A 23312-nucleotide genomic window follows, 5' to 3' on the forward strand; every position below is an offset into this window, starting at 1 on the left:
TGACCCACGACACCCGACCTGGACATCGACTGCTCTCCTCCCATTCGGTGCGCGGCCACGATGCGGGGTCGCGGCTGTGATTTCGCTGAGAGTCCGCGCACTTGCGATACGGACCTGTTGCGTATCGATAGAGATGGGTCTACCGTCGAGCCGATAACCGATACGGTACGTCGCCGTATCGAAAGATCGGAAGCAGGGAAGGACCCGCCATCGTGGACCCAGCGACGATCCACAACCGGCGATGGAGCATCCTCGGCGTCCTCGTCGTGAGCCTGCTCGTCGTCGTGCTCGACAACACGGTGCTCAACGTCGCGCTCCGCACCATTCAGGACGATCTCTCGGCCACCCAGAGCGAGCTGGAGTGGGCGATCAACTCCTACACCCTCGTCTTCGCCGGACTGCTGTTCACGTTCGGCCTGCTCGGCGACCGGTTCGGCCGCCGGCGCATGCTCATGCTCGGCCTGCTGCTGTTCGGCATCGCGTCGGCGGTCTCCGCCTACGCGTCGTCGCCGGAGCAGCTGATCGCGGCCCGCGCCTTCATGGGCGTCGGCGCGGCCGCTGTCATGCCGTCCACGCTCGCGATCATCACCCACGTCTTCGAGCCGGAGGAACGCGGCCGGGCCATCGGCATCTGGGTCGCGTCGGTCGGGATCTCCATCGTGCTCGGGCCGGTGCTCGGCGGCGCGCTGCTGGAGCGGTTCTGGTGGGGGTCGGTGTTCCTCATCAACGTGCCGGTGGTGCTGCTCGGGCTGGCGCTGATCGCGTGGCTCGTCCCCGAGTCGCGCAACCCGTCGCCCGGCCGGCTCGACCCCGGCGGCGTGCTGCTGTCCATCGTCGGTCTGACGCTGCTCGTCTACGGCATCATCGAGGGCGGCGAACGGGCCACCGTCACCGACCCGCTGGTCTGGGGGTCGACGCTCGGCGGGCTGGCCGTGCTGGCGCTGTTCGTCTGGTACGAGCGCCGGTCCGACCACCCCGCCCTGGACGTCGCGCTGTTCCGCAACCCGGTGTTCTCGGCCTCGGTGACGACGATCGGGCTGGTCTTCTTCGCCATGCTCGGCACGTTCTTCTTCATGACGTTCTACCTGCAGATCGTCCGCGGGTACACGCCGCTGGAGACCGGCCTGATGTTCCTGCCGTTCGCCATCGCGCAGACGGCGTTCGCGACGTTCTCGTCGACGGCGGTGCAGCGGTGGGGCATCCGGGCCGTGACGGCGACCGGGTTGACGCTCGTCGCGGCCAGCCTGGTCGCGATGGGGTTCATCGACGAGACCACGCCGCTGTGGTACCTGCTCGCCGCGTTCTTCGTCCAGGGCGCCGGCATCGCCAACGTCATGCCGCCCGCCACGACCGCGGTCATGGCCGCCGTGCCGCGCGAGAAGGCCGGCGTCGGCTCCGCCGTGAACAACACGATGCGCCAGGTCGGCGGCGCGCTCGGGGTCGCCATCCTGGGCGCGGTGCTGTCGGCGCGGTACCGGTCCGGTGTGGACGACGCGGTCGGCGTGCTGCCCGCGGGTGTCCGGCACGCGGCCGCGGAGTCGCTCGGCACCACCATGCAGGCGGCCGAGCGGGCCGGCGTCGTCGCGCAGGTCCGCGGCCCGGCGTTCGCGGCCTTCCTCAGCGGCGTGCACTGGGTAGCCTTCTTGGGAGCCGCGGTCGCGGCGCTGAGCGTCCTCGTCGTCACGGTGTTCCTGCCGGGCCGGCCGGGGCGTCCCGCGCCGTCACCGTCGGGGGCTCCGGAGGCGCCGGAGCCGCAGACAGCGAGGACGTGACCTGACATGACGGAGATCGCTCGGGTGGAGCGGCGCAGCGGCCGGCCGCGCAGCGAGGACGCCGACCGGGCGATCATCGACGCGACCCTCGACCTGCTCGCGGAGTCCGGCATCGCCGGCACCACCATCGAGGGGGTCGCCGCCCGGGCCGGCGTCGGCAAGACCACCATCTACCGGCGGTGGAAGGGCCTCGAGAGCCTCATCTGCGACGCCGTCGCGGAGCTCAAGGGCCCGCTGCCGACGCTGCCCGGCACGTCCCTGCGCGACGACCTCCTGGCGCTGGCCGAGGCGGCGGCGCGCGGACGCGAGTCGGCCCGCAACCGCAAGGTGTACGCCTGCTTCGTCGGCGAGATGGCCCGCTACCCGGCGCTGGCCGCCCAGTACCGCGAGTCGGTCATCCGCCCGCGGCGGGCGCTCACGCAGGCCGCCCTGCAGCGCGCCATCGACCGCGGCGAGCTGCGCGACGACCTCGACCTCGACGTCCTGGCCGAGATCGTCACCGCGCCGACGATGCAGTGGATGCTGCACAACCCCGACCGCAGCCCGACCCGCGAACTGCTCGAGCAGCTCCTCGACGGCGTGTTGCGCGGGGTCGCGCGCGGGTAGGCCTACTCCAGTTCCAGCGTCCCCTGCTCGGCTTCGGCGACGGGCTCCTCGGCGGGTGGCGGCGGCTGCTCGTCGTCACCACCCGGGAGGGGTCCGGCGACGGCCGCGATGGGCTGGGCGACCGCGATGCCGGAGCCGTCGCGGCGGCCGGTCGCGGGCGGTAGCTCGATCGGCACGCCGCTGGCGGCCGCGGCCCGCGGCGGCGCCGTGCCCACCCACGAGAGCAGCAGGGTGTCCTCGCCCTTGAGGAACCGGTGGCAGCGCACGCCGCCGGTCGCTCGGCCCTTCGCGGGGTACTCGGAGTACGGGGTGACCTTGACCGCTCCCGGCTGGGTGCCCGGCAGGGCCGTGGAGGAGCCGGAGACGGTGACGACGGCGCCGGCGCGCGAGGCGTCGACCGCGCCGAAGAACGTCACCTTCGCGCCGGACGACAGCTTGATGCCGGCGATGCCGCCGCCCGACCGGCCCTGCGGCCGCACCGCCGACGCGGCGAAGCGGAGCAGTTGCGCGTCGGAGCTGACGAACACGAGGTCTTCGTCGCCGGTGCGCAGCTCGACGGCGCCGACCACGCGGTCGCCGTCGTCGAGGCGGATGACGTCGTAGGCGTCCTTGCCCGGGTGGTCCGGGACGACCCGCTTGACGACGCCGCGCTCCGTGCCCAGCGCCAGGCCGGGGGAGTCGGTAGCGAACGTCGTCAACGCCAGCGCCCGTTCACCGGCGTCGAGCTCGATGAACTCCTTCAGCGCCGCGCCGCCGGCGAGCGTCAGCGCCGCCGTCGGGGGCAGCGACGGCAGGTCGAGCACGGACAGCCGCAGCACCCGCCCGGCCGACGTGACGACGCCGACCTCGCCGCGGGCCGTCGACGCCGCCACGGACACGACGACGTCGTGCTTGGACCGCTTGTCGCCGTAGAGCAGCGGTTCCTCGCCGGCCGTTCGCGCCAGCAGCCCCGACGACGACAGCAGCACCTGGCAGGGGTCGTCGGCGATCTCCAGCGACGTGGCACCGGCCCGGGTGGTGACGGCGCCGGACTCTTCCAGCAGGACGGTGCGCCGCGGCGTGGCGTGCGCGGCGGCGATCTCGGCCAGCTCGTCGGACACCGCCTGGCGCAGCAGGCCCTCGTTCTCGAGCAGCGCCGTCAGCTCGGCGATGGTGCGCCGCAGCTCCTCGCCCTCCTTCTCCAGCTCCAGCCGGTCGTAGCGGGTGAGCCGGCGCAGCGGGGTGTCGAGGATGTAGCGGGCCTGGATGTCGGAGAGGTCGAAGACCGCCATCAACCGCTCGCGTGCGGCCGACGCGTCGTCGGAGGAGCGGATGACCGCGATGACCTCGTCGATGTCGAGCAGCGCGATCATCAGGCCGTCGACGAGGTGCAGCCGGTCGGCCGCCTTGGTGCGGCGGAACTCGCTGCGCCGCCGCACGACGGACAGGCGGTGCGCGATGAAGACCTCGAGCAGCTCCTTGAGGCCCAGCGTGCGCGGCTGGCCGTCGACCAGCGCGACGTTGTTGATGGAGAAGGAGTCCTCCAGCGGGGTGAGGCGGTACAGCTCCGCCAGCACCGCCTCGGGGACGAAGCCGCTCTTCAGCTCGATGACGAGGCGCAGCGCGGTGTTGCGGTCGGTGTAGTCGACGACGTCGGCGACGCCCTGCAGCTTCTTGTTGCGGACCAGCTCGACGATGCGCTCGCGGACCCGCTCCGGGCCGACCATGTACGGCAGCTCGGTGATGACGATGCCCTTGCGGCGGGCGGTGATGTTCTCGATGCGGGCGGTCGCGCGGGTCTTGAACGCGCCCCGGCCGGTCTCGTAGGCCTCGCGGACGCCGTCGAGCCCGATGATGCGCCCGCCGCTGGGGAGGTCGGGCCCGGGCACGAAGCGCATGAGGTCGTCGAGGCTCGCCTCGGGGTTCGTCAGCAGGTGCCGGGTGGCGTCGATGACCTCGCCGAGGTTGTGCGGCGCCATGTTCGTCGCCATGCCGACGGCGATGCCGGTGGCGCCGTTGACCAGCAGGTTCGGGAACGCCGCCGGCAGCACCTCGGGCTGCTCGAACTGCCCGTCGTAGTTCGGCACCATGTCGACGACGTTCTCGTCGAGCGACCGGACCAGCAGCATGGCGGGCTCACTCATGCGGCACTCGGTGTACCGGTACGCGGCCGGGCCGGCGTCGAGCGAGCCGAAGTTCCCGTGCCCGTCGACCAGCGGCACCCGCATGGCCCACGGCTGCGCCATGCGCACCAGGGTGTCGTAGATGGCGCCGTCACCGTGCGGGTGCAGCTTGCCCATCACGTCGCCGACGACGCGGCCGCACTTCACGTGCGGGCGGTCGGGGCGCAGGCCCATCTCGTTCATCTGGAACAGGATCCTGCGCTGCACCGGCTTCAGCCCGTCGCGGGCGTCCGGGATGGCGCGGGAGTAGATGACCGAATAGGCGTACTCGAGGAAGCTGCCCCGCATCTCCTCCGAGACGTCGACGTCGAGGATGACTTCCTCGAAGTCCTCGGGCGGGGGTGTCGTGGTCCGGCGTGCCATGCCGACCATTCTCGCCCCCCGAGGGCCGCGGTTCGTGCAGCGACCCGCAGCTGAGTCGGTCGCGGGCCCTACTCGGCGTCCTGTGCCTCGATCAGGTCGAGGTCGCGGACGCAGAAGCGGTGGTGCTCGAAGGTATCGTTGAGCACCGTGCCGAGGCACTGCCGCACCGAGCGGCCCCGGGCGTACGGCGGCCAGACGTCGTCGTCGGGCACCGGCGCTCGCGCTGCGAGCTGCGCAGGGGTGACGTCGTCGAGCCAGGCCTCGAGCTCGGCGGCCTGTGCCTCACGCACGCCGACGATCTCGTCGAGGGCCGGATCGAGCGAGGGGTCGAGCCCGTGCGCTCCTCGGTAGGGCTCGACGGTCGGCCCGATGCCCATCGGCGTGAACAGCTCGGTCGAGCCCAGGCAGCAGCGGCGGAACCACGAGTCGTGGACGAAGACCAGGTGGCGCAGCGTCTGCGCCGCCGACCACTCGTCGTTCACGCTGCGGCGCTCGATGCCTGGCGTACGGCGGATCCGCTCGATCGTGGTGGCCCAGGCGGCATGGAGCTGACGCGCTGCCTCGCGCAGGTCGGCCGGGTCCTCGGAGCGGATCAGCAGCCGCACCGGATGACGCCGGTCGAGCTCCGCCTGGACATACCCAGTGACCTCGACCCCGTTCACCACGAGGTTGGTGACGAGCCCGTCGATCACGGCGTCCTGCATGACGACGCCGATCAGGCGGGCCCCGGTCAGGTCGCACTCCCGGAACTCCGTCCCGCGCAGATCCTCGTCGACATGACGCGTCATGACGAGAACTCTAGCGACAGCGCGAAGATCGCCGCCACGGCGGGGACGACGACGAGGGCGCCGGCGATGACGGGGTAGCGCTCGAGCAGCGGGACGGCGTGCGGGTAGCGGCGGGCGAGGGCGCGGGCCGAGGCGAGCCGGCCGAGCTTGTGGGTCTCGACGCCGAGGGTGGCCATGAGGCGGCGCATGTCGTCCTCGACCCAGCGGGCGCCGGTCATGCGGGCGACCCGCCGGCCGCTGCGGTCGAGCACGTAGAGGTGGGCCAGGCTGCGGCTGTTCTGGTGGGTGCGGGGGAGCGCCGCGGTGACGATCGACCCGACGGCGTCGCGGGGGACCCGGCGGGTGCGGAGCAGACCGGTGACGGCGAGCTCGGACGGCGTGACGGTGATCGCCGCCCGCCGGAACCACGCCGGCCCGATGCTCGACGCCAGCGCGATGGCGCCCAGCGACACGGCGGCGCCGAACCCGCCGCCGCGCAGCAGCAGCGCCGCCAGCAGCACGATGACCGGCAGCAACGACCACTTGACGGTGCTGAGGTAGCGGCGCAGCGACGGCCGCAGCACGAGCGCGGTTCCGGGCAGGGGTCCGGGCATGGCCACGATCGTACGGTCAGAGCCCGGCGAGGAGGGCGCCCCCGACCACCGCGATGACGGCGAAGCCCGCGACACAGAGCAGGATGACCCCCACGGGGTGCCGCTCGACCCACCCGGCGGCGCCGGGCTGCGCGCGGGCCAGCCGGGCGCCGGTGACCGGGTCGTCCGGCCCGCCGAGGGGCAGCCCGAGGTGCTCGACCAGGCGGTCGAGGTCGGCGGGGTCGTAGAGAGCGCCGTTGATGCGCGCCAGCACCCCGCCCTGCGCGTCGAGGAGGAAGACGGTGCGGGCGGCTGCCCCGGGCCGGAGCAGCGTGGCCAGCACCACCGAGGCGGGCTCCGCGCGGTCGAGCCGGCGGTGGCCGAAGAGCCGGCGCACGGAGATCGCGGCCGGGCCGGCGACGATGCGGGAGCGCCACAGGTGGGCGGCGGCGACGACGATCGTCAGCGCGGCCAGCGCGAGGCCGGTGATCAGCGCGGGCCGGCCACCGGCGAGCGCGCCGGCGACGACGAGGACGGCCGCGATGACGGCGGCGATCGAGAGGAGCTGCCGCCGCGGCCCGGCCGCCGGCCGGAGGACGAGTGGGGTGGACACGGATGCCGACCCTAGGCCACGGCGGCGGCTCAGGCCGTCAGGAGGGCGCCGAGCAGGCCGATGGCGATGACCAGGACGACGATCCCGCACCCCACCGCGAACGAGGACGAGTACGGCCGCCGCTCGGCCAGCGGGACGATGCCGGGGTGCTCGTCGGCGAGGCGGGCGGCGGTCATCGGCCGGTCGTGCTCGATCGCCGGGCGGCCGAGGTGCCGGAGCAGCTGGTCGACGTCGTAGCTCTCGTAGTGGGTGACGGTGATCCGCAGCAGCACGTCCGGCCCCGGACCGCCGATCAGGAACAGCGTCGGGACCACCGGGCCGCGCGGCGGCACCAGCGTCGCCCGGACCACGCTCGTCACCTCGTCCAGCGGCTGCCGCCGGGTGCGGAACAGGCCGGTCACCGCGATCTCCGCCGGCGTCACGACGATCCGCGACCGCCGCAGGTACACGTACCCGGCGGCGAGAGCGACGACGCACAGTGACAGCGCGATCAGCAGCCCGGTGGCGCCGCCGATGGCGGTCACGATGAGGGTGAAGGCCGCGTACACGAAGCTCGCCGTCGCGACGGCCCGGCGCCGCCGCCGCGCCGACGGGCGCAGCTCCCAGAGCATCAGACGGCCAGCGCGGCGACGATCGCCGCGATGATGATCACCAGCACGACGATCCCGCCCGTGATGGCGAACGCGAACCGGTACGGATGCCGCTCGATCCACGGCACGATGCCCGGGTAGTGCTTCGCCACCTGGCCGGCGGTGATCGGCCGGTCGGCGACGACGGTGGGCAGCCGGAGGTGCTCGACGAGGCGGTCGAGGTCGGCCCGCGGGTAGTTGACGCCGTGGATGCGCAGCAGCAGCTGCTCGTCGCGGTCGAGCACGAAGATCGAGTCGTTCACCGGCGCGCGCGGCGCCACCACCAGGGCCCGCACGATCGACGCGGCCCGGGCGCGGTCGGCCCGCTTGTGCGTGACGAACCCGCGCACGGCGATCTCGGACGACGTGACGGTGACCCGCGAGCGCAGCAGGTGCCCGGCGATCGGCACGACCACCAGTGAGGCGACGCCCAGCCCGATCAGCAGCCCGGTGGCGCCCGCGGAGGCGCCGGTGAACACGCACAGCCCGACGAAGATCACGACGGGGATCAGCGCCCAGGGCCGGTGCCGCACGGTCGGCCGCAGGACGAGTTCCGTCATGCCGCACGACCCTAGGACACGGCCTCCGGCGCGCCGATGGTGGCCCGGGCCGGCGGCAGCGTGACGACGAATCGGGCGCCCGGCCCGGCGTCCTCGACGACCACCGTGCCGCCGTGCGACACGACGATCTCGCGGGCGATGGCCAGCCCCAGGCCGGTGCCGCCGGCGTCGCGGTCGCGGGCGGCGTCGAGGCGGGCGAAGCGTTCGAAGATGCGTTCGCGGTCGGCCGGGGCCACGCCGGCGCCGTCGTCGGCCACCGACACCCGCGCCGCGCCGCCGTCACCCGACACCGCGACGGTGACCTGCGACGACGCGTGCCGGACGGCGTTGTCGACCAGGTTGCGCAGCACCCGCGACAGGGAGTCGCGGTGGCCGCGGGTGAAGACGTCGCCGCCGGAGTCGACGCGCACCCGCACCCGGCCGTCGCGCACGCCCTCGGTGACCTCGAGCGCCAACTGGCCGAGGTCGACCAGCTCGTCGCGGCGCAGCGGGCGCGGGTTGTCGAGGTGCGCGAGCACCAGCAGGTCGTCGACCAGCCGGGCCATGCGCTGCACCTCGACCAGCGCCTCGCGGGCGGTGTCGTGCGGGTCGACGGCGTCGGGGTGCGCGAGCGCGACCTCCAGCTCCGTGCGCAGCGCCGCGATGGGGCTGCGCAGCTCGTGGGCGGCGTCGGCGACGAACGCGCGCTGCCGGGCCGCCGCCGCGTCGAGCCGGCGGAGCATGTCGTTGAGGGTGGTGGCGAGCCGGCTCAGCTCGTCGCCGCCGGCGGGGACCGGCAGCCGGTGCCCGCCGCCGGCGCCGGAGATCTCCTCGGCGCCGCCGCGCAGGCGGTCGACCGGGCGCAGCGCGCGCACGATGACCAGCCAGCTCAGCAGGGCCAGGGCGGCCGTGATGGCGAGGCCGCCGCCGAACACGCCGATCTTGGCGAACCGGACGCTGCGCTGCTGTTCCTCCAGCGAGACGGCGACGACGACGGTGCGCGGGTCGCCCGCGGTGTCGGTGGGGATGCCGACGACGCGCAGCGGCTCGGGCTGGCCGAGCCGGGTGCCGTCGAGGTCGATCGCCGCGCCGGACCGGACGGCGGCGAGGTCGTCGCCCGCGACCACCGGGGTGAGGCGGTCGCCGCCCGGGGTGGAGGCGATGACGCGGTCGTCGGCGTCGAGGACCTGCGCGACGGCGACGCCGAAACCGGGCAGCGGGTCGGGCAGCCGGCCGGACTCGACCAGCGTCGCGATGTCGTCGCCCTGCCGCCGGGCGGTCTCGTCCAGCGCGGTGAGCAGCGCGCGGTCGAGCGCGATGAGCAGCAGCACGCCGCTGATGGCCAGGCCGACCGCCGCCATCGCGGTGGCCGCCACGGTGAGCCGGGCCCGCAGGCTCAACCGGCCGAAGACGGCCACGTCAGCCGCCGTCGCCGCTCAGCCGGTAGCCGGCGCCGCGCACCGTCTGCAGCGCGGCCCGGCCGAACGGGGTGTCGATCTTGCGTCGCAGGTAGCCGACGTAGACCTCGACGACGTTCGGGTCGCCGTCGTAGTGGGCGTCCCAGACGTGCTCGAGGATGTCGCGCTTGGAGACGACCTCGTCGGCGCGGCGCATGAGGTATTCGAGCACGCCGAACTCGCGCGGAGTGAGTGTGAGGCCGGTGTCGCCGCGGCGCACCGTCTTGGCGCCGGGGTCGAGCTCGAGGTCGCCGGCTGACAGGACGGCGGGCCGGGCCGGCGCCCCGCGGCGCAGCAGCGCCCGCAGCCGCGCGACCAGCACGACGTAGGAGAACGGCTTGGTGAGGTAGTCGTCGGCGCCGACGTCGAGGCCGTCGGCCTGGTCGTACTCGCCGTCCTTGGCCGACAGCATGAGGATGGGCACCCAGTTGCCCTCGGCCCGCAGCGTCTGGCAGATGCGGTAGCCCGACAGCGACGGCAGCATGATGTCGAGGACGATGACGTCGTAGGCGTGCTCGCGGGCCAGGTGCAGGCCGTCGAGGCCGTCGTGGGCCAGTTCGACCGAGAAGCCCTCGGCCGAGAGCCCGCGCTGCAGCGCGCGGGCCAGCCCGCGCTCGTCCTCGACCACCAGCACCCGCATGCCGTCAAGCATGCCCTGCCCGCCGAGGATGTGGCCGGGGTCTCTCAGGGATCTCACAGCGACGGCGAGGCACAGTGGAGGTCATCGGGGCGAACCCCCGGCCCGGGCACGACCCTGAACGCACCGAGTTCTCCAGGAGCAGACATGCCGAACTCCCTTCTCAGCACCCCGGCGAGGCGGTGGGCGACCGGGGCCACGGTCGCCACCGTGGTCGTCGGCGCGGCCGTGGCCGGCCCGCTGATCGCCGGCGCCGACTCCGACCTGCCCGACCGCACGGCCGCCGAGCTGCTGGTCGACCTCGCGTCGCTCGACGTCGGCCCGTTCGCCGGCACCGTCGTGCAGTCCGCCGACGTCGGCCTGCCGGAGCTGCCGGCCACCGACACCACGTCGCTGCCGACGGCCGCGCTGTCGCTGCTCGACGGGTCGTCCACGGCCCGCATCTGGTACACCGACGGCGACACCTACCGGTTCGCGCTGCAGGACGACCAGAACGAGTCCGACCTCATCCGCGACGGCCAGGACCTCTGGTTCTGGAGCAGCGAGGGCGCCCGCGCGTCCCACCTCGTCGTCCCGGACGACGCCGAGGGCTCCGACGACGGCGGCAACCCGTTCGGCGGCGACAGCCCCTTCGGCGGCGAGGGCATGCCCGAGAACATGCCGGAGAACGTCCCCACGGCGGCCGCGTCGATGGCGCTGGCCATGATCGAGCCGTCCACCCAGATCGACGTCGACGGCACCGCCACCGTGGCCGGCCGCCACGCGTACGAGCTGGTGCTGCGGCCGAAGGACGACCAGTCGCTGATCGGCTCCATCCGGCTGGCCATCGACGGCGAGACGTCCATGCCGCTGCGGGTGCAGATCGTCGCCAAGGACGCCACCGAGCCGTCGTTCGAGGTCGGCTTCACCTCCATCTCCTTCGACGAGCCCGACGCGTCGACGTACGAGTTCGCGCCGCCGCCCGGCACCACCGTCGAGGAGATCCAGCCCGACGACCTCGATGACGCCGCGGCCGAGCACCACGCGGAGCCGGGCGACCTCGACCACTCCGACCTGTCTGTCGTGGGCTCGGGCTGGAGCAGCGTCTTCGTCGTCCGCGACGTCGACCTCGACGCGCTGACGTCGCACCTCGAGGGCGACGCCGCCGCCCTGGCCGCCGACTTCATCGCCCAGCTCCAGGACGTCAGCGGCCCGTACGGCACCGGCCGGGCGCTGACCAGCGACCTGTTCTCCGTCCTCCTGCTCGACGACGGCCGCCTGCTGGCCGGCGCCGTGTCGCTGGACGTGCTCGAAGAGGCCGCCCAGGACCCCGCCGCGCAGTAACGGCAGGTCCACCCGAGGCCGCCGCGGTCCCCGACCCGCGGCGGCCTCGGCATGTCCGGGCCGTCGTCCGGCGGTGTCCGGCCTATCACAGGGCCGGGGTCAGACGTTGCCGATGATCAGGTGATCTCCTCGGCACTTCGTGCCCATGCCCCGGAAACGTGGGCTGCCTAAGTTGCCTCCAACGTGTCCGCACGGGTGACCTGGGTCACCCGCCCCTGTGCGAGGAGGCCCCGTGGCATTGAGCTGGAAGGTGGTCTACGGCGGCAGGACGCCGCCACCGGGGGCGGTGGTGCGGCCGGACGAGCGGCTCTCGTGGGGCCGCACGGTCGGCCTGGGCGCCCAGCACGTCGTCGCGATGTTCGGTGCGACGTTCGTGTTCCCGATCATCATGGGCCTGAACCCGCAGCTGGCCATCATGATGAGCGGCGTCGCGACGATCTGTTTCCTGCTCATCGTCAAGGGCGCGGTGCCGAGCTATCTGGGCACCAGCGCCTCGTTCGTCGGCGGCGTCGTGGCCATCCGCGCGCAGGGCGGCGACTCCGCGGACGTCACCGGCGCGATCCTGGTGGCCGGCGTGGTGCTGGCGCTGTGCGGCGTGCTGATCCACTACCTGGGCGCCGTCGTCCTCTACCGGGTGCTGCCGCCGGTGGTGACGGGCGCCGTCGTCATGCTGATCGGGTTCAACCTGGCGCCGGTGGTCGCGGACGTCTACTGGCCGCAGGACCAGTGGATCGCGCTGATCGTGATGACCGCGGTGATCCTCATGGCGGTCGGGCTGCGCGGGTTCCTCGGCCGCATCGCGATCTTCGTCGGGCTCGTCTTCGGCTACGCGTTGTCGTGGCTGTTCGACCGGATGTTCGGGCAGATCACCTCGCCCGACGGCACCGGCGAGGTCGTGACGCGCGACCGGGTGAACTTCGACGGCGTCCGCGAGGCCGACTGGCTGGGCTTCCCCAAGGAGACGTTCGTCAACTCGCAGGGCGCCGAGGTCGCGGGCTGGCACCTGCCCAGCTTCAGCGTGACGTTCATCCTGCTGGTGCTGCCCGCCGTCATCGCGCTGATCGCCGAGAACGCCGGGCACGTCAAGGCGGTCGCGGAGATGACGGACAAGGACCTCGACCCGGTCATGGGCAAGGCCATCGCCGCCGACGGCGTCGGCACGGTCATCGCGACGTCCGTCGGCGGCTCGCCGACCACGACGTACGCCGAGAACATCGGCGTCATGGCGGCGACCCGGGTGTACTCGACGGCGGCGTACTACGTGGCGGCGCTGGTGGCGATCCTGTTCGGGTTCTCGCCGAAGTTCGGCGCGCTGATCGCGGCGACCCCGGGCGGAGTGCTCGGCGGCATCACCGTCGTGCTGTACGGCATGATCGGCCTGCTCGGCGCCCGCATCTGGATCGAGAACCGGGTCGACTTCGCCAACCCCGTCAACCTGGTGCCGGTGTCGGCGGGCATCATCATCGCCATCGGCGACACGTCGCTGGAGATCACCGACGACTTCGTGCTGTCCGGCATCGCGCTGGGCACCATCGTGACGATCGTCGCGTACCACCTGGCCAGGGCCGTGGCCCCGCCGCACCTGCGCGAGGGCGGCGCCGTCCTCACCGTCGGGCCGCCGGGCGTGCACGAGGTCGACGACGATCCGCCAAGCGAAACGCCGCGGGACGAGAGAGGATGATGCGGTGAAGCCAGCGGGGTTCACCTACCACCGGCCGGCCACCGTCGACGACGCCGTCGCGGTCCTGGCCGAGGTGAGCCCTGCCGGCAAGGTGCTGGCCGGCGGCCAGAGCCTGGTGCCGCTGCTGAACATGCGGCTGGCCGCGCCCGAGCACGTCGTCGACATCAACCGGCTGTCCGAGCTGGCCTACGTGCGCGCCGACGGCGCCGCCGTCACGGTCGGCGCGCTGGCCCGCCACGCCGACGTCGAACGCGACACCGCCGCCCACGCCGTCCTGCCGCTGCTGCGCGAGACGCTGCGCTACGTCGCGCACCCGACCATCCGCAACCGCGGCACGACGGTGGGCAGCATCGCGCACGCCGACCCGGCCGGCGAGCTGACGGCGGTGCTGGCACTGCTCGGCGGGACGGTGACGCTGCGATCCGCGGGCGGCGAGCGCACCGTCGAGGCCGCCGACTTCTTCACCGGACCCATGTCGACCTGCGCCGACGCCGGCGAGCTGGTCACGTCCGTCACGTTCCCGGTGCCGGAGGGCCGCACCGGGGCCGTCTGGACGGAGGTGGCCCGCCGCCACGGCGACTACGCCGTGTGCGGCGCGGGGGTGGAGGTGAGCCTCGACGACGACCTGCGGGTCGCCGGTGCCAGAGCGGCGTACGTCTCGATGGGCCCCGAGCCGGTGGTGCTCGACCTCACCGACGCCGTCGCGGGCTCGATGTACGACGACGCCGGCTGGCCGGCGGCCGGGCGCCTGGCCGCCGGACGGCTGGAGCCCGACGACGACATCCACGCGACGGCCGCCTACCGCACGCACCTGGCCGAGGTGCTGACGACGCGGGCGCTGCGCGACGCCGCCCGGCGCGCGGCGGGGGTGGCCGCATGAGCGCCGCCGAAGAGCTGTACGAGGTGACGCTGCTGGTCAACGGCGTGCCGCGGACGGCGACGGTGCCCGCGCGGCGGCTGCTGTCCGACTTCCTCCGCCACGACCTCGAGCTGACCGGCACCCACGTCGGCTGCGAGCACGGCGTCTGCGGCGCCTGCACGGTGCTCGTCGACGGCCGGCCGATCCGGTCGTGCCTGCAGTTCGCCGTCACCGTCGACGGCGCCGAGGTGACGACGGTCGAGGGCTGCGGGGGAGCGGACGGCGAGCTGGGCCCCGTCCAGCAGGCGTTCCGCGACTGCCACGGCCTGCAGTGCGGCTTCTGCACGCCCGGCTTCGTCACCACGATCACCGCCTACCTGGAGGAGAACCCGGCGCCGACGCAGGACGAGGCGCGCGAGGCGATCGCCGGCAACCTGTGCCGCTGCACCGGCTACCAGAACATCGTCGCGTCGGTGCTGCGCGCCGCCGAGCTGCGGGCGGAGGAGCCATGACGACGAGGTCGTTCGGCGAGCCGATCGCCCGGCTCGAGGACCCGCGGCTGCTCACCGGGCAGGGCCGGTTCCTCGACGACATCGGCCACGGCGCGCTGGCCGCGGCGTTCGTCCGCAGCCCGCACGCGCACGCCCGCATCGTCGACATCGACGTGTCCGACGCGGTCGGGGTCGACGGCCTGGTCGCCGTCTACACGCACGAGGACCTCGACGGCCGGGCCGGCGAGCCGCTGCCGCTGCTGATCCCGCACGAGACGCTGACGCACGGCCGCACCGGCTTCGCGCTGGCGAAGGACGAGGTCAACCACGTGGGCGAGCCGATCGTCATGGTCGTCGCCACCGACCGGTACCTCGCCGAGGACGCCTGCGCCCGCATCCGGGTCGAGTACGACTTCCTGCCGCCGGTCGTCGGCATCGAGGCGGCCCGCGCCGCCGACCTGCTCGTCCACGACGACGTCCCCGGCAACGTCTCCGCGCACATGGTGCAGTCCCGCGGCGACGTCGAGGCCGCGCTGGCCGCCGCGCCGAACGTGCTGGAGCTGGACCTCGACATCGAGCGCAGCGCGTCCACCCCGCTGGAGGGGAAGGGCGTGCACGCGCGCTGGGACGCCGACGACGCCAGCCTGCGCGTCTATACGTCCACCCAGGCGTCGACGTCGGTGCGTGCGGCGCTGGCCGCGCGCCTGGAGCTGCCGCTGGACCGCGTCGAGGTCATCGCGCCCGACGTCGGCGGCGGGTTCGGCGTGAAGATCGTGCACCCGTGGCCGGAGGAGGTGCTGGTGCCGTGGGCGGCGATCCGGCTCGGCCGCGAGGTCAAGTGGAGCGAGGACCGCCGCGAGCACTTCGTCGGCGCCACCCACGAGCGCGGCCAGCTGCAGCACGTCCGGGTCGGCTTCGACGACGACGGCCGGCTGCTCGGCCTCGACGTCACCGTCTGGCACGACAACGGCGCCTACACGCCGTACGGCATCATCGTCCCGATCATCACGACGACGCAGCTGCTCGGGCCGTACAAGCCGGGCGCGTACCGGGCGGAGTTCTTCAGCCTCTACACCAACACCGTGTCCGTGACGCCGTACCGCGGCGCCGGCCGGCCGCAGGGCTGCTTCGCGATGGAGCGCACCATGGACGCCGTCGCCGCCCACCTCGGGCTGGACCGCACGGTGGTGCGCGAGCGCAACTTCATCCGGCCCGACGAGATGCCCTACGACCACGGCCTGATCTTCCAGGACGGCCGGCCGCTGGTCTACGACTCCGGCGACTACCCGGCCACCCTGGAGAAGCTGAAGAAGCTGGTCGGCTGGGAGGAGTTCGCGGCGTTCCGCGACGAGGCGCGGGCGGCCGGCCGGCGGGTCGGCATCGGCATCGCCTGCTACGTCGAGGGCACCGGCGTCGGGCCGTACGAGGGCGGCTGGGTGAAGGTCGAGACCGACGGCTCGGTCGTCGCGGCCACCGGGCTGACCACTCAGGGCCAGGGCCACCGGACGGTGTTCGCGCAGGTCGTGGCGTCGGAGCTGGGCGTGCCGGTCGACCGCGTAGCGGTGACGACCGGTGACACCCGGCGGTTCGGGTACGCCGTCGGCACGTTCGCCTCCCGGGCCGCCGTCATGAGCGGCAACGCGCTGGCCTCGGCGGCGCGGAAGGTGCGCGACAAGGCGCTGCGCATCGCGGGCGAGGCGCTGGAGGCCGATCCACGCGACCTCGAGATCGTCGACGGCGTCGTCCGCGTCATCGGCTCGCCGTCCGGCGCGCCCGGGGCGTCCATCCCGCTCGCGACCGTCGCGGTCCTGGCCAACCCGCTGCGCTACGCGTTCGACCGCGAGGCCGAGCGGGCCACCCAGTTCGGCGGCCCCGTCGACTACTCCAAGCCGCCGGTCGCCGAGGGCGAGTCGCCCGGCCTCGAGGACACCGGGTTCTACTCGCCGCCGCGCTCGACGTTCGCCAACGGCATGCACGCGGCGATCGTCGAGACCGACCCCGACACCGCCGAGATCACCATCCTGCGCTATTGCGTCGTCCACGACTGCGGCACGCTGATCAACCCGCGCATCGTCGAGGGCCAGATCCACGGCGGCGTCGCCCAGGGCGTCGGGGGAGCGCTGTACGAGCGGATGGTCTACGACGACGCCGGCCAGCTGCTGAACGCGTCGTTCATGGACTTCCTGATGCCGTACTCCACCGAGGTCCCGGTCGTCGAGACCGACCACCTGGAGACGCCGTCGCCGCTGAACCCGCTGGGCATCAAGGGCGCGGGCGAGGCCGGCGTGATCCCCGGCTCCGCCGTCCTCGCGTCGGCGATCTCCGACGCCGAGGGGTTCGCGATCACGCGGATGCCGATCTCGCCGTCCGACCTGTTCTCACTCCGTCTCGCTCGGGAGTCTCGATGAAGGTGACCGGAACCGCCGTCCTGCACGCCCCGCGGGCCGACGTGTGGAAGGCGCTCAACGACCCGGCCGTCCTGGTGCGGACCATCCCCGGCTGCCAGCGGCTGGAGCCGGCCGGGCCCGACCAGTACCGCATGACGGTGTCGGCCGGCGTCGGGACGATCAAGGGCAGCTACGCCGGCGACGTGCGGCTGCACTCGCAGCAGGAGCCGGCCTCGTTCGTCATGACGGCGTCAGGTGCGGGCGCGCCGGGGACGGTGAGCGCCGACGTCCACGTCACGCTCGCCGACTCCGGCGACGGCTCGACGCGGTTGGACTACGACGCCGACGCCATCGTCGGCGGCATGATCGGCGGGGTCGGCCAGCGCATGCTGGCCGGGGTCGCGAAGAAGACGGCCGGCGAGTTCTTCGCCGCCGTCGACGACGTGCTGATGGGGGGAGCGCCGGCGGCCGGGGCCGCCGCGGAGCCGCCGGCCGCCGCCGGTGTGTACACGGCGCCGCCGTCGACGGCGCGCCCGAGCGCCGCCCCGGCCGACTTCACCCGCGGCATCCTGGTCGGCGCCGCGGTCGCCCTCGCCGGCGTCGCCCTCGGCGGCTGGCTGTCCGGTCGCTCCCGCCACAGCTGATCCGGCCGAACCCCGGCCACGACGGCGGACCTCAGCTCAGCGATACGCTGAGCCGAGAACGGTGTATCGGCTCCCGAGGTGATGGCATGGCGTGTACGACCGCCGGCGAGGAGCCGGTGCGGCAGACCTCAGAGGTCGTCGGCAACCGTCGCGGACGCGGGTCGCTGGCCGGGGTGGTGGAGTGCGCCGAGGATTGGGACTCCACCGAGACCAACGCCGACATCGCCGGCGAGTTCGAGCGCTGAGGAGGCGAGGAGCATGAGGGCGTTCACCGCCGCCGCGGTCCAGGTGCGGCCGCTGGCCGAGCCGCTGACCGCGCAGAGCGTCAAGGCGAACGTCGAGCACGCGCTCGACTACGTGGAGCGCTGTGCCGGCGACACCGGCGCGGAGCTGATCGTGCTGCCCGAGTCGGTGACCACCGGGTTCACCCCGGCGATGCCGGCCGAAGAGCTGTGGGACCTCGTCACGGAGGTGCCGGGGGCGCTGGCCGAGCCGTTCCAGGAGGCGGCCCGGCGGCTCGGCGTGCACCTGGCGTGGGGGACGTACGAGCGCGGCGCCGAGCGGGGCGTCGTCCACAACTCGGCGGTGCTGGCGGGACCGGACGGCGAGATCGCGGGGGTGTACCGCAAGACGCACCCGTTCTGCACCGAGCTGGCGTCGCGCGGCGGCTGGGTGACGCCGGGCGACGACGTGTGCGTGGTCGAGACGCCGCTCGGGACGATCGGCATGATCATCTGCTTCGACGGCGACTATCCGGAGTTGTCGCGCATCACCGCCGTCCGGGGCGCCGAGGTCATCCTGCGCCCGTCGGCGCTGCTGCGCTCGGCCGACCTGTGGGAGCTGACCAACCGGGCCCGCGCCTACGACAACCACGTGTACGTGGTCGGCGCCAACGCGACGGGGACCGACCCCGCCGGCGTGCTCTACTTCGGCAACTCGATGATCGTCACCCCCATCGCCGAGGTGGTCGCGCGGGCCGCCAGCCACGAGTGCTGGGTGTCGGCCCGGCTGGACCCCGACGCGGCGTTGCGATCGCTCACGCCGGGGTCCAGCGTCGGGCAGGGCTTCGACCACCTGGCCGACCGCAACCTCGAGCTGATCAGGCGGCACACCGACGAGCTGACCCGCCCGGCGGCCAGCCCGTTCAGCCGCGGCTGACCGGCCAGACGATTTCGGTCTCGAGCTTCGACGGGTCGCTGACCTGCGACGGGTCGTTGAGGTACACGTCGTACGGCGCGCCGTTGAAGCCCAGCCCCTGCGCGCCGATCCACGCCTCGACCTCGCGGTAGGCCAGGCCCAGCTCCTCGTACGGTCCGGTGTGCCGGGTGATGGCGGCGAGGCCGCCGGGCGCGCGGTGCAGGCTGAACCCGTCGGGCGCCGCGGTCAGCCCGGCCACCGGCACGCACGCCTCGATCGTCCACGTGTCGTCGGCCAGTTCGAGGTACACCAGCCGCGGCGGGCCGTCGGGCCGTCCGCCCGCCGCCTGGATGGCGGCGTACAGCCGGTGGTAGGCGACGGAGGTGGTCTCGGACAGGGTGTCGAGCGTCGCCGGGTACGTGGTGCCGAGGACCTCGGCGGGCGCGGTGTCGCGGGTGCTGATCTGGTAAGCCATGACGGCTCCCTTCCGGATGAAGGTCTCGACACGGTCGAGCATGTGCCGATGACGGTCGATGCGCTGCTCGAGCACCCGCCGGTAGTCGTCGAGGAGGTCGCGGACGCGGTCCGGGTCGGACTCGGCCAGCACCTCCCGGATCTTCGCCAGCGGCATGTCGAGCGAGCGCAGGGTGGCGATGACCCGAGCCGTCGTCGCCTGCTCCGGCGCGTAGTACCGGTAGCCGGTGTCAGGGTCGACGTACGCGGGGCGCAGCAGGCCGGTGTCGTCGTACACCCGCAGCGCCTTGATGCTCAGCCACGTCAGCCGGGAGAACCGGCCGATCGGCAGCAGCTCGTCCATCGCCACCTCCTCTCACGGAACGGAGCCTGGAGTCTTCCCCCGGGGACGAGTCAAGCACCTCAGCGCAGCTTGGGCACGACCTCCAGCGCGAGCCGCTCGAACCGGTCCACGTCGCCGGGCAGCGGCCAGCCGAGCACGAACTCGGTGAAGCCGGCCGGCGCGTACCGGTCGACCAGCTCCTCGAGCTCGGCCGGGCCGGACAGCGCGTCGGTGCCGGCCCAGAGCAGCACCGACCGGCGGATGGCGGACGGGTCGCGGCCGGCCGCCACGGCGAACTCGTCGACCCGGCGGCTCCAGCCGGCGGCCAGGGCGACGTTCTCGTCGAGGCTCGCGTCGGGGCGGCCGTTGGTGTTCCAGACGTCGGCCCGCTCGGCCGCCACCCGCAACACGGTGGGCGCCTGTCCGCCGACGATCAGCGGCGGGCGCGGCCGCTGCGCCGCGGGCGGGCCGGTCGGGAGGTCGCGGACGGCGTACCAGTCGCCCTCGAACGTGTACGGGCCGCCGCCGGCGCGCAGCACCTCGTCGAGGACGCGGACGTACTCGGGGTAGCGCGCCACCCGCTCCTTCACCGTCCACGGCGTCGTGCCGGTGGCGTGGTGGTCGACCTCCATGATGCCGGCGCCGATGCCCAGCTCCAGCCGCCCGCCGGAGAGCTGGTCGACGGTGAGCGCCTCCTTCGCCAGCACGGCGGGCGCCCGCAGTATCGGGTTGCCGACCAGCGTCCCCACCCGCACCGTGGACGTCGTCAGGGCAGCGGCGGTGGTCATGGTCCAGCCGTCCAGCCAGGGCGGCTCGGTGGCGAAGACGTTGCCGATGTGGTCGGGCAGGAACAGCTGGTCGAAGCCGAGCTGCTCGACCCGGCGGAACCGGTCGAGCAGCGTGGGCGCTTCGGCGTCGGGAAGGACCAGGACGCCGAAGCGGCGAGGGTGCGTCGTCATGCCTCGATCGTCGGGCCGTACTGGCCGATGATCAAGTACTGACTATATTGTCAGGTACCCACCAAAAGGTCAGTCAGGAGGTCAGCCGTGGCCCGCAACCGGCCCTACACCTGCGGTCTCGACGCCGCCATCGACGTCGTCGGCGGCAAGTGGAAGGCGACCGTGCTCTGGATGCTGGAGGACCAGGGGCCGCTGCGCTTCGGCGAGCTGCGCCGCCGCGTCCCGGCGGTCACCGAGAAGATGCTCATCCAGCAGCTGCGCGAGCTCGAGGCCGACGGCCTGGTGCACCGCGAGGCCTACCACCAGGTGCCGCCGAAGGTGGAGTACTCGCTGACCGACTACGGCCGCACCCTCGAGCTGGCGCTGCGGCCGCTGGGGGAGTGGGGGCACCAGAACATGGCTCGCATCGAGGCGACCCACCCCTAGTCGCGCTCGCGGAACGCGCTGACCAGGACGGGCAGCGCGACCAGCAGCGCGACCAGGCGGATCGCGCCGGCCAGCGGGTACGGCGCCCGCAACCCGAACGCATGCGCGACGACGCCGCTGAGCAGGGCGCCGGCGGGGATCAGGCCCCAGCCGACGAGACGGTGGACGCCCATGACGCGGCCGAGCAGGTCCGGCGGCGCCAACCGCTGCCGCAGCCCGATGCTGACCAGGTTCCAGAGCGTGACGCCCAGGCCGGTGGCCGCCAGCAGCGACCCGAGCACGACGGCGCCCGGTGCGAGCCCGATGGCGGCCACGGCGACGGCGTTGACGGCGAGGGCGGCGAGCAGGACGGTCCGGTCGCCGAGCCGGCGCAGCAGCCACGGCCCGGCCACCCCGCCGGCCAGCGAGCCGGCCGCCGCCGTCGCCAGCAGCAGGCCGAACCCGCGCGCCGACACCCCCAGCTCCGACGTCGCCAGCAGCACCAGCGTGGCGTTGCCGAGCTGGAAGCAGAACGTGTTGACGGCGGCCAGCAGGGTCAGCGTCCGCAGCAGCCGGTGCGCCGCCAGCCAGCGCAGCCCGGCCGCGATCTCGGCCCGCAGCGATGACGGAGCGTGCGGCGCGGCCGCGTCCCGTGGCGCCCGCAGGGTCGCCAGCAACGCCGCCGCCACCGTCAGCAGCACCGCGTCGGCGCCGAACGGGAGCCCGGCGGCGACGGCGAACAGCAGGCTGCCCAGCGGCGGACCGGCGAACTGCTGCCCGACGACGGCGATGGTCTGCTGGTAGCCGTTGGCCGACGGCAGCCGGTCCGGCGGAACCAGCGACGGCAGCAGCGCCTGCGCCGCCGTCCCCGTCACCACCTGGCAGGCGCCCAGCCCGAACGCCAGCGCCGCCAGCCCGGCCACGCCCAGCCGGCCGGACGCCACCAGCACGCAGGCCGCCGCCGCGAGCGCCGCCTGCGCCGCGACCCCGCGCGACAGCAGCGCGGCCCTGTCGTGCCGGTCGACCAGCGCGCCGGCGGGCAGCGAGAACAGCAGCCACGGCAGGTAGGTGGCCGCGGCGACGACGGAGACCAGCCGCGGGTCGCGGGTCAGCGTCGCCGCCAGCAGCGGCACGGCGGCGGCGAACACGCCGTCGCCTGCGGTGGTGAGGCTGGTGGCGGCGGCGAAGCGGCGGTAGCGGGACACGACGGCGATCGTCGCGACGGCCGGTCGCGGCCGCGCACCCTGTAGCGCTCAGCTACATACTGGGAGCATGGCGCTGACCGTCGAGCTGGGTGTCGACGAGCTCGCCGACACCCGGTTCGCGGTGTCGGCGCTGTCCGAGACGGTGGCCGCGCTGCAGCAGCTGGCCGGGCACGACCGCCAGGCCGTACACGAGCGCTGGCTGCGCTGGGCCCGCGCCGAGCTCGCGGACGCGCCGCTGGCGCTGCCGCTGACCTGGCCACTGCTGTTCAACGACACACCCGGCTGGCCGGAGTTCCTGGTCCCGGCGCCGGCCGGGCCGGGCGGCGGCATCGACGACGACCTCGCGACGCTGTGCCGCACGCCGCCGGAGAGCGTGCGGGCGAACCTGCGCCGCCGGTTCGGCGACGCACCGGAGTCGCCGGCCGTCGCCGACCTCGCCGCCCGGCCGGAGCAGGGGCTGGCCGAGCTGGCCGCCGAGCTGCGCTCCGCCCACGACCGCCTGATCGCGCCGCACTGGCCGCGCATCCACGCCGTCCTCGAGGCCGACGTCGCGTACCGGGCCCGGCGGCTGGCCCGCGGGGGAGCGGCCGCGCTCTTCGCCGGCCTGCACCCGGACCTGAGCTGGCGCGACGGCCGGCTGCGCCTCGGCGGCGACCGGTGGCGCGAGGACTCCGCCGTCGACCGCGGGCCGGGCGGGCTGGTGCTCATGCCGGTGGCGCTGGGGTCGGCGTACGTGCTGATCAAGCGGCGCACGTCGACCCAGACGACGGTGCGCTACCCGGCCCGCGGCGTCGGCGCGCTGTGGAGCGTGCGGCTCGGCGCGAGGCCGTCCGGCGCCACCGTCCGGCTGCTCGGCCGGGCCCGCGCCGACCTCCTCGACGCGCTGCGCTCGCCCGCGTCGACCACCGACCTCGCCCGCGGCCTCGGCGTCACCCCCAGCGCCGTCGGCCAGCACCTGCGGGTGCTGCGCGAGAACGGGCTGGTCGCGGGCGAGCGGCACGGCCGGTCCGTCCTCTACCGCACGACGGCGCTCGGCGCGGCGCTGGCGGGCTCGCCGTATGCCGATGGGGAGACGGTCGCTGAGGAGGTGCGCTCATGAAGACGCTCCCGCCGCCGACTTCGCCCTGCTGGTCGAGGTGGTCTCCGACGGCGAGGCGGTCGTCTACCAGTACCGCCTGGCCCGGCTGGCCGACGGCCCGGCGACGTACGTCGAGACCCGCGTGACGACGCTCACCACACTCGAGAGCTGACGCTTGGCATCAGTTGCCGACGCCGGGCCCGGCGAGA

Annotated in this window: 24 protein-coding genes; 13 read left to right on the top strand and 11 right to left on the bottom strand. The window is 73.7% G+C overall.

What is annotated here, in order from left to right:
- Nucleotides 1–212: 212 nt before the first annotated feature.
- Both BLU82_RS11390 and BLU82_RS11395 read left to right on the top strand, forming a co-directional pair.
- Entirely contained in the window at nt 213–1772 is a 1560-nt protein-coding gene (locus tag BLU82_RS11390) for an MFS transporter (protein WP_092619879.1), read from the top strand.
- A gap of 6 nt (nt 1773–1778) precedes the next feature.
- The gene (locus BLU82_RS11395; protein ID WP_092619882.1) at nt 1779–2378 is read left to right on the top strand and encodes a TetR/AcrR family transcriptional regulator; all 600 of its coding nucleotides are present in this window, start codon (nt 1779–1781) and stop codon (nt 2376–2378) included.
- Between the two features lie 2 nt (nt 2379–2380).
- Here the strand turns inward: BLU82_RS11395 and BLU82_RS11400 are convergent, their stop codons facing one another.
- The 8 genes from BLU82_RS11400 to BLU82_RS11435 form a co-directional block, all read right to left on the bottom strand.
- Nucleotides 2381–4903: a DNA topoisomerase (ATP-hydrolyzing) subunit A gene (locus BLU82_RS11400; RefSeq protein WP_092625713.1), complete on the bottom strand. Its 2523-nt coding sequence runs from the start codon at nt 4901–4903 to the stop codon at nt 2381–2383.
- 68 nt (nt 4904–4971) lie between these two features.
- A complete protein-coding gene (locus tag BLU82_RS11405; RefSeq protein ID WP_092619885.1) occupies nt 4972–5691 on the bottom strand; it encodes a DinB family protein in 720 nt (239 codons plus the stop codon).
- Entirely contained in the window at nt 5688–6284 is a 597-nt protein-coding gene (locus BLU82_RS11410) for a hypothetical protein (RefSeq protein WP_092619888.1), read from the bottom strand. The genes BLU82_RS11405 and BLU82_RS11410 overlap by 4 nt, the downstream gene beginning before the upstream one ends.
- 16 nt (nt 6285–6300) lie before the next feature.
- On the bottom strand, nt 6301–6876 hold the full coding sequence (locus BLU82_RS11415; RefSeq protein ID WP_092619891.1) for a hypothetical protein: 576 nt from the start codon (nt 6874–6876) through the stop codon (nt 6301–6303).
- 29 nt (nt 6877–6905) lie between these two features.
- Entirely contained in the window at nt 6906–7487 is a 582-nt protein-coding gene (locus tag BLU82_RS11420) for a hypothetical protein (RefSeq protein ID WP_092619895.1), read from the bottom strand.
- Nucleotides 7487–8065, bottom strand: coding sequence for a hypothetical protein (locus BLU82_RS11425; protein WP_092619898.1), 579 nt, complete (start codon nt 8063–8065; stop codon nt 7487–7489). Before BLU82_RS11425 ends, BLU82_RS11420 begins: the two co-directional genes overlap by 1 nt.
- 11 nt (nt 8066–8076) lie before the next feature.
- Nucleotides 8077–9462: a cell wall metabolism sensor histidine kinase WalK gene (locus BLU82_RS11430; RefSeq protein WP_197682882.1), complete on the bottom strand. Its 1386-nt coding sequence runs from the start codon at nt 9460–9462 to the stop codon at nt 8077–8079.
- 1 nt (nt 9463) lies between these two features.
- Nucleotides 9464–10141, bottom strand: a complete 678-nt coding sequence (locus BLU82_RS11435) for a response regulator transcription factor (RefSeq protein WP_092619901.1) — start codon at nt 10139–10141, stop codon at nt 9464–9466.
- A gap of 144 nt (nt 10142–10285) precedes the next feature.
- Here BLU82_RS11435 and BLU82_RS11440 point away from each other — a divergent pair, with 144 nt between their 5' ends.
- The 8 genes from BLU82_RS11440 to BLU82_RS11470 all read left to right on the top strand — a co-directional run bounded on the left by BLU82_RS11440 (nt 10286) and on the right by BLU82_RS11470 (nt 18681).
- Nucleotides 10286–11461, top strand: coding sequence for a sigma-E factor regulatory protein RseB domain-containing protein (locus tag BLU82_RS11440; RefSeq protein ID WP_092619904.1), 1176 nt, complete (start codon nt 10286–10288; stop codon nt 11459–11461).
- Between the two features lie 232 nt (nt 11462–11693).
- Nucleotides 11694–13142, top strand: coding sequence for a uracil-xanthine permease family protein (locus tag BLU82_RS11445; protein WP_092619907.1), 1449 nt, complete (start codon nt 11694–11696; stop codon nt 13140–13142).
- A gap of 4 nt (nt 13143–13146) precedes the next feature.
- Entirely contained in the window at nt 13147–14022 is an 876-nt protein-coding gene (locus BLU82_RS11450) for a xanthine dehydrogenase family protein subunit M (protein WP_092619910.1), read from the top strand.
- Nucleotides 14019–14513 (top strand): (2Fe-2S)-binding protein, encoded by a 495-nt coding sequence (locus BLU82_RS11455; RefSeq protein ID WP_092619913.1) that lies wholly within the window; start codon nt 14019–14021, stop codon nt 14511–14513. The genes BLU82_RS11450 and BLU82_RS11455 overlap by 4 nt, the downstream gene beginning before the upstream one ends.
- Complete coding sequence (gene cutA / locus BLU82_RS11460) at nt 14510–16900, top strand: aerobic carbon-monoxide dehydrogenase large subunit (protein ID WP_092619916.1); 2391 nt, start codon at nt 14510–14512, stop codon at nt 16898–16900. Before BLU82_RS11455 ends, cutA begins: the two co-directional genes overlap by 4 nt.
- Nucleotides 16897–17523, top strand: a complete 627-nt coding sequence (locus BLU82_RS11465) for a carbon monoxide dehydrogenase subunit G (RefSeq protein WP_092619919.1) — start codon at nt 16897–16899, stop codon at nt 17521–17523. Before cutA ends, BLU82_RS11465 begins: the two co-directional genes overlap by 4 nt.
- 86 nt (nt 17524–17609) lie before the next feature.
- Nucleotides 17610–17768 (top strand): hypothetical protein, encoded by a 159-nt coding sequence (locus tag BLU82_RS34100; RefSeq protein WP_157740825.1) that lies wholly within the window; start codon nt 17610–17612, stop codon nt 17766–17768.
- 13 nt (nt 17769–17781) lie between these two features.
- Nucleotides 17782–18681 (top strand): carbon-nitrogen hydrolase family protein, encoded by a 900-nt coding sequence (locus tag BLU82_RS11470; RefSeq protein ID WP_092619922.1) that lies wholly within the window; start codon nt 17782–17784, stop codon nt 18679–18681.
- On the opposite strand, the gene BLU82_RS11475 is transcribed toward BLU82_RS11470, so the two are convergent.
- Both BLU82_RS11475 and BLU82_RS11480 read right to left on the bottom strand, forming a co-directional pair.
- Complete coding sequence (locus BLU82_RS11475) at nt 18668–19477, bottom strand: MerR family transcriptional regulator (protein ID WP_092619925.1); 810 nt, start codon at nt 19475–19477, stop codon at nt 18668–18670. The two genes, BLU82_RS11470 and BLU82_RS11475, sit on opposite strands and share 14 nt — an antisense overlap.
- A gap of 59 nt (nt 19478–19536) precedes the next feature.
- A complete protein-coding gene (locus BLU82_RS11480) occupies nt 19537–20415 on the bottom strand; it encodes an LLM class flavin-dependent oxidoreductase (protein WP_092619928.1) in 879 nt (292 codons plus the stop codon).
- A gap of 87 nt (nt 20416–20502) precedes the next feature.
- Here BLU82_RS11480 and BLU82_RS11485 point away from each other — a divergent pair, with 87 nt between their 5' ends.
- Nucleotides 20503–20841: a helix-turn-helix domain-containing protein gene (locus BLU82_RS11485; RefSeq protein ID WP_092619931.1), complete on the top strand. Its 339-nt coding sequence runs from the start codon at nt 20503–20505 to the stop codon at nt 20839–20841.
- Here BLU82_RS11485 and BLU82_RS11490 read toward each other — a convergent pair.
- Nucleotides 20838–22025, bottom strand: coding sequence for an MFS transporter (locus BLU82_RS11490; protein WP_172885580.1), 1188 nt, complete (start codon nt 22023–22025; stop codon nt 20838–20840). The two genes, BLU82_RS11485 and BLU82_RS11490, sit on opposite strands and share 4 nt — an antisense overlap.
- A 67-nt stretch (nt 22026–22092) precedes the next feature.
- Here BLU82_RS11490 and BLU82_RS11495 point away from each other — a divergent pair, with 67 nt between their 5' ends.
- Both BLU82_RS11495 and BLU82_RS34105 read left to right on the top strand, forming a co-directional pair.
- Nucleotides 22093–23124, top strand: a complete 1032-nt coding sequence (locus BLU82_RS11495) for a DUF5937 family protein (RefSeq protein WP_172885581.1) — start codon at nt 22093–22095, stop codon at nt 23122–23124.
- Nucleotides 23090–23275 carry a hypothetical protein gene (locus BLU82_RS34105; RefSeq protein ID WP_157740827.1) on the top strand — a complete coding sequence of 62 codons (186 nt, stop codon included), beginning with the start codon at nt 23090–23092 and terminating at the stop codon, nt 23273–23275. The genes BLU82_RS11495 and BLU82_RS34105 overlap by 35 nt, the downstream gene beginning before the upstream one ends.
- Nucleotides 23276–23312: the final 37 nt, after the last annotated feature.

Origin of the sequence: Jiangella sp. DSM 45060 (genome assembly GCF_900105175.1) — a bacterium.
Taxonomy (GTDB): domain Bacteria; phylum Actinomycetota; class Actinomycetes; order Jiangellales; family Jiangellaceae; genus Jiangella.

Bases quoted from the DNA above. Each gene is read 5' to 3' on its own strand.
- BLU82_RS11395 (WP_092619882.1), top strand. From the start codon at position 1,779: ATGACGGAGATCGCTCGGGTGGAGCGGCGCAGCGGCCGGCCGCGCAGC.
- BLU82_RS11400 (WP_092625713.1), bottom strand. From the start codon at position 4,903: ATGGCACGCCGGACCACGACACCCCCGCCCGAGGACTTCGAGGAAGTC.
- BLU82_RS11405 (WP_092619885.1), bottom strand. From the start codon at position 5,691: ATGACGCGTCATGTCGACGAGGATCTGCGCGGGACGGAGTTCCGGGAG.
- BLU82_RS11410 (WP_092619888.1), bottom strand. From the start codon at position 6,284: ATGCCCGGACCCCTGCCCGGAACCGCGCTCGTGCTGCGGCCGTCGCTG.
- BLU82_RS11420 (WP_092619895.1), bottom strand. From the start codon at position 7,487: ATGCTCTGGGAGCTGCGCCCGTCGGCGCGGCGGCGGCGCCGGGCCGTC.
- BLU82_RS11425 (WP_092619898.1), bottom strand. From the start codon at position 8,065: ATGACGGAACTCGTCCTGCGGCCGACCGTGCGGCACCGGCCCTGGGCG.
- BLU82_RS11435 (WP_092619901.1), bottom strand. From the start codon at position 10,141: ATGCGGGTGCTGGTGGTCGAGGACGAGCGCGGGCTGGCCCGCGCGCTG.
- BLU82_RS11440 (WP_092619904.1), top strand. From the start codon at position 10,286: ATGCCGAACTCCCTTCTCAGCACCCCGGCGAGGCGGTGGGCGACCGGG.
- BLU82_RS11455 (WP_092619913.1), top strand. From the start codon at position 14,019: ATGAGCGCCGCCGAAGAGCTGTACGAGGTGACGCTGCTGGTCAACGGC.
- cutA (WP_092619916.1), top strand. From the start codon at position 14,510: ATGACGACGAGGTCGTTCGGCGAGCCGATCGCCCGGCTCGAGGACCCG.
- BLU82_RS11465 (WP_092619919.1), top strand. From the start codon at position 16,897: ATGAAGGTGACCGGAACCGCCGTCCTGCACGCCCCGCGGGCCGACGTG.
- BLU82_RS34100 (WP_157740825.1), top strand. From the start codon at position 17,610: ATGGCGTGTACGACCGCCGGCGAGGAGCCGGTGCGGCAGACCTCAGAG.
- BLU82_RS11470 (WP_092619922.1), top strand. From the start codon at position 17,782: ATGAGGGCGTTCACCGCCGCCGCGGTCCAGGTGCGGCCGCTGGCCGAG.
- BLU82_RS11475 (WP_092619925.1), bottom strand. From the start codon at position 19,477: ATGGACGAGCTGCTGCCGATCGGCCGGTTCTCCCGGCTGACGTGGCTG.
- BLU82_RS11480 (WP_092619928.1), bottom strand. From the start codon at position 20,415: ATGACGACGCACCCTCGCCGCTTCGGCGTCCTGGTCCTTCCCGACGCC.
- BLU82_RS11495 (WP_172885581.1), top strand. From the start codon at position 22,093: ATGGCGCTGACCGTCGAGCTGGGTGTCGACGAGCTCGCCGACACCCGG.
- BLU82_RS34105 (WP_157740827.1), top strand. From the start codon at position 23,090: ATGGGGAGACGGTCGCTGAGGAGGTGCGCTCATGAAGACGCTCCCGCC.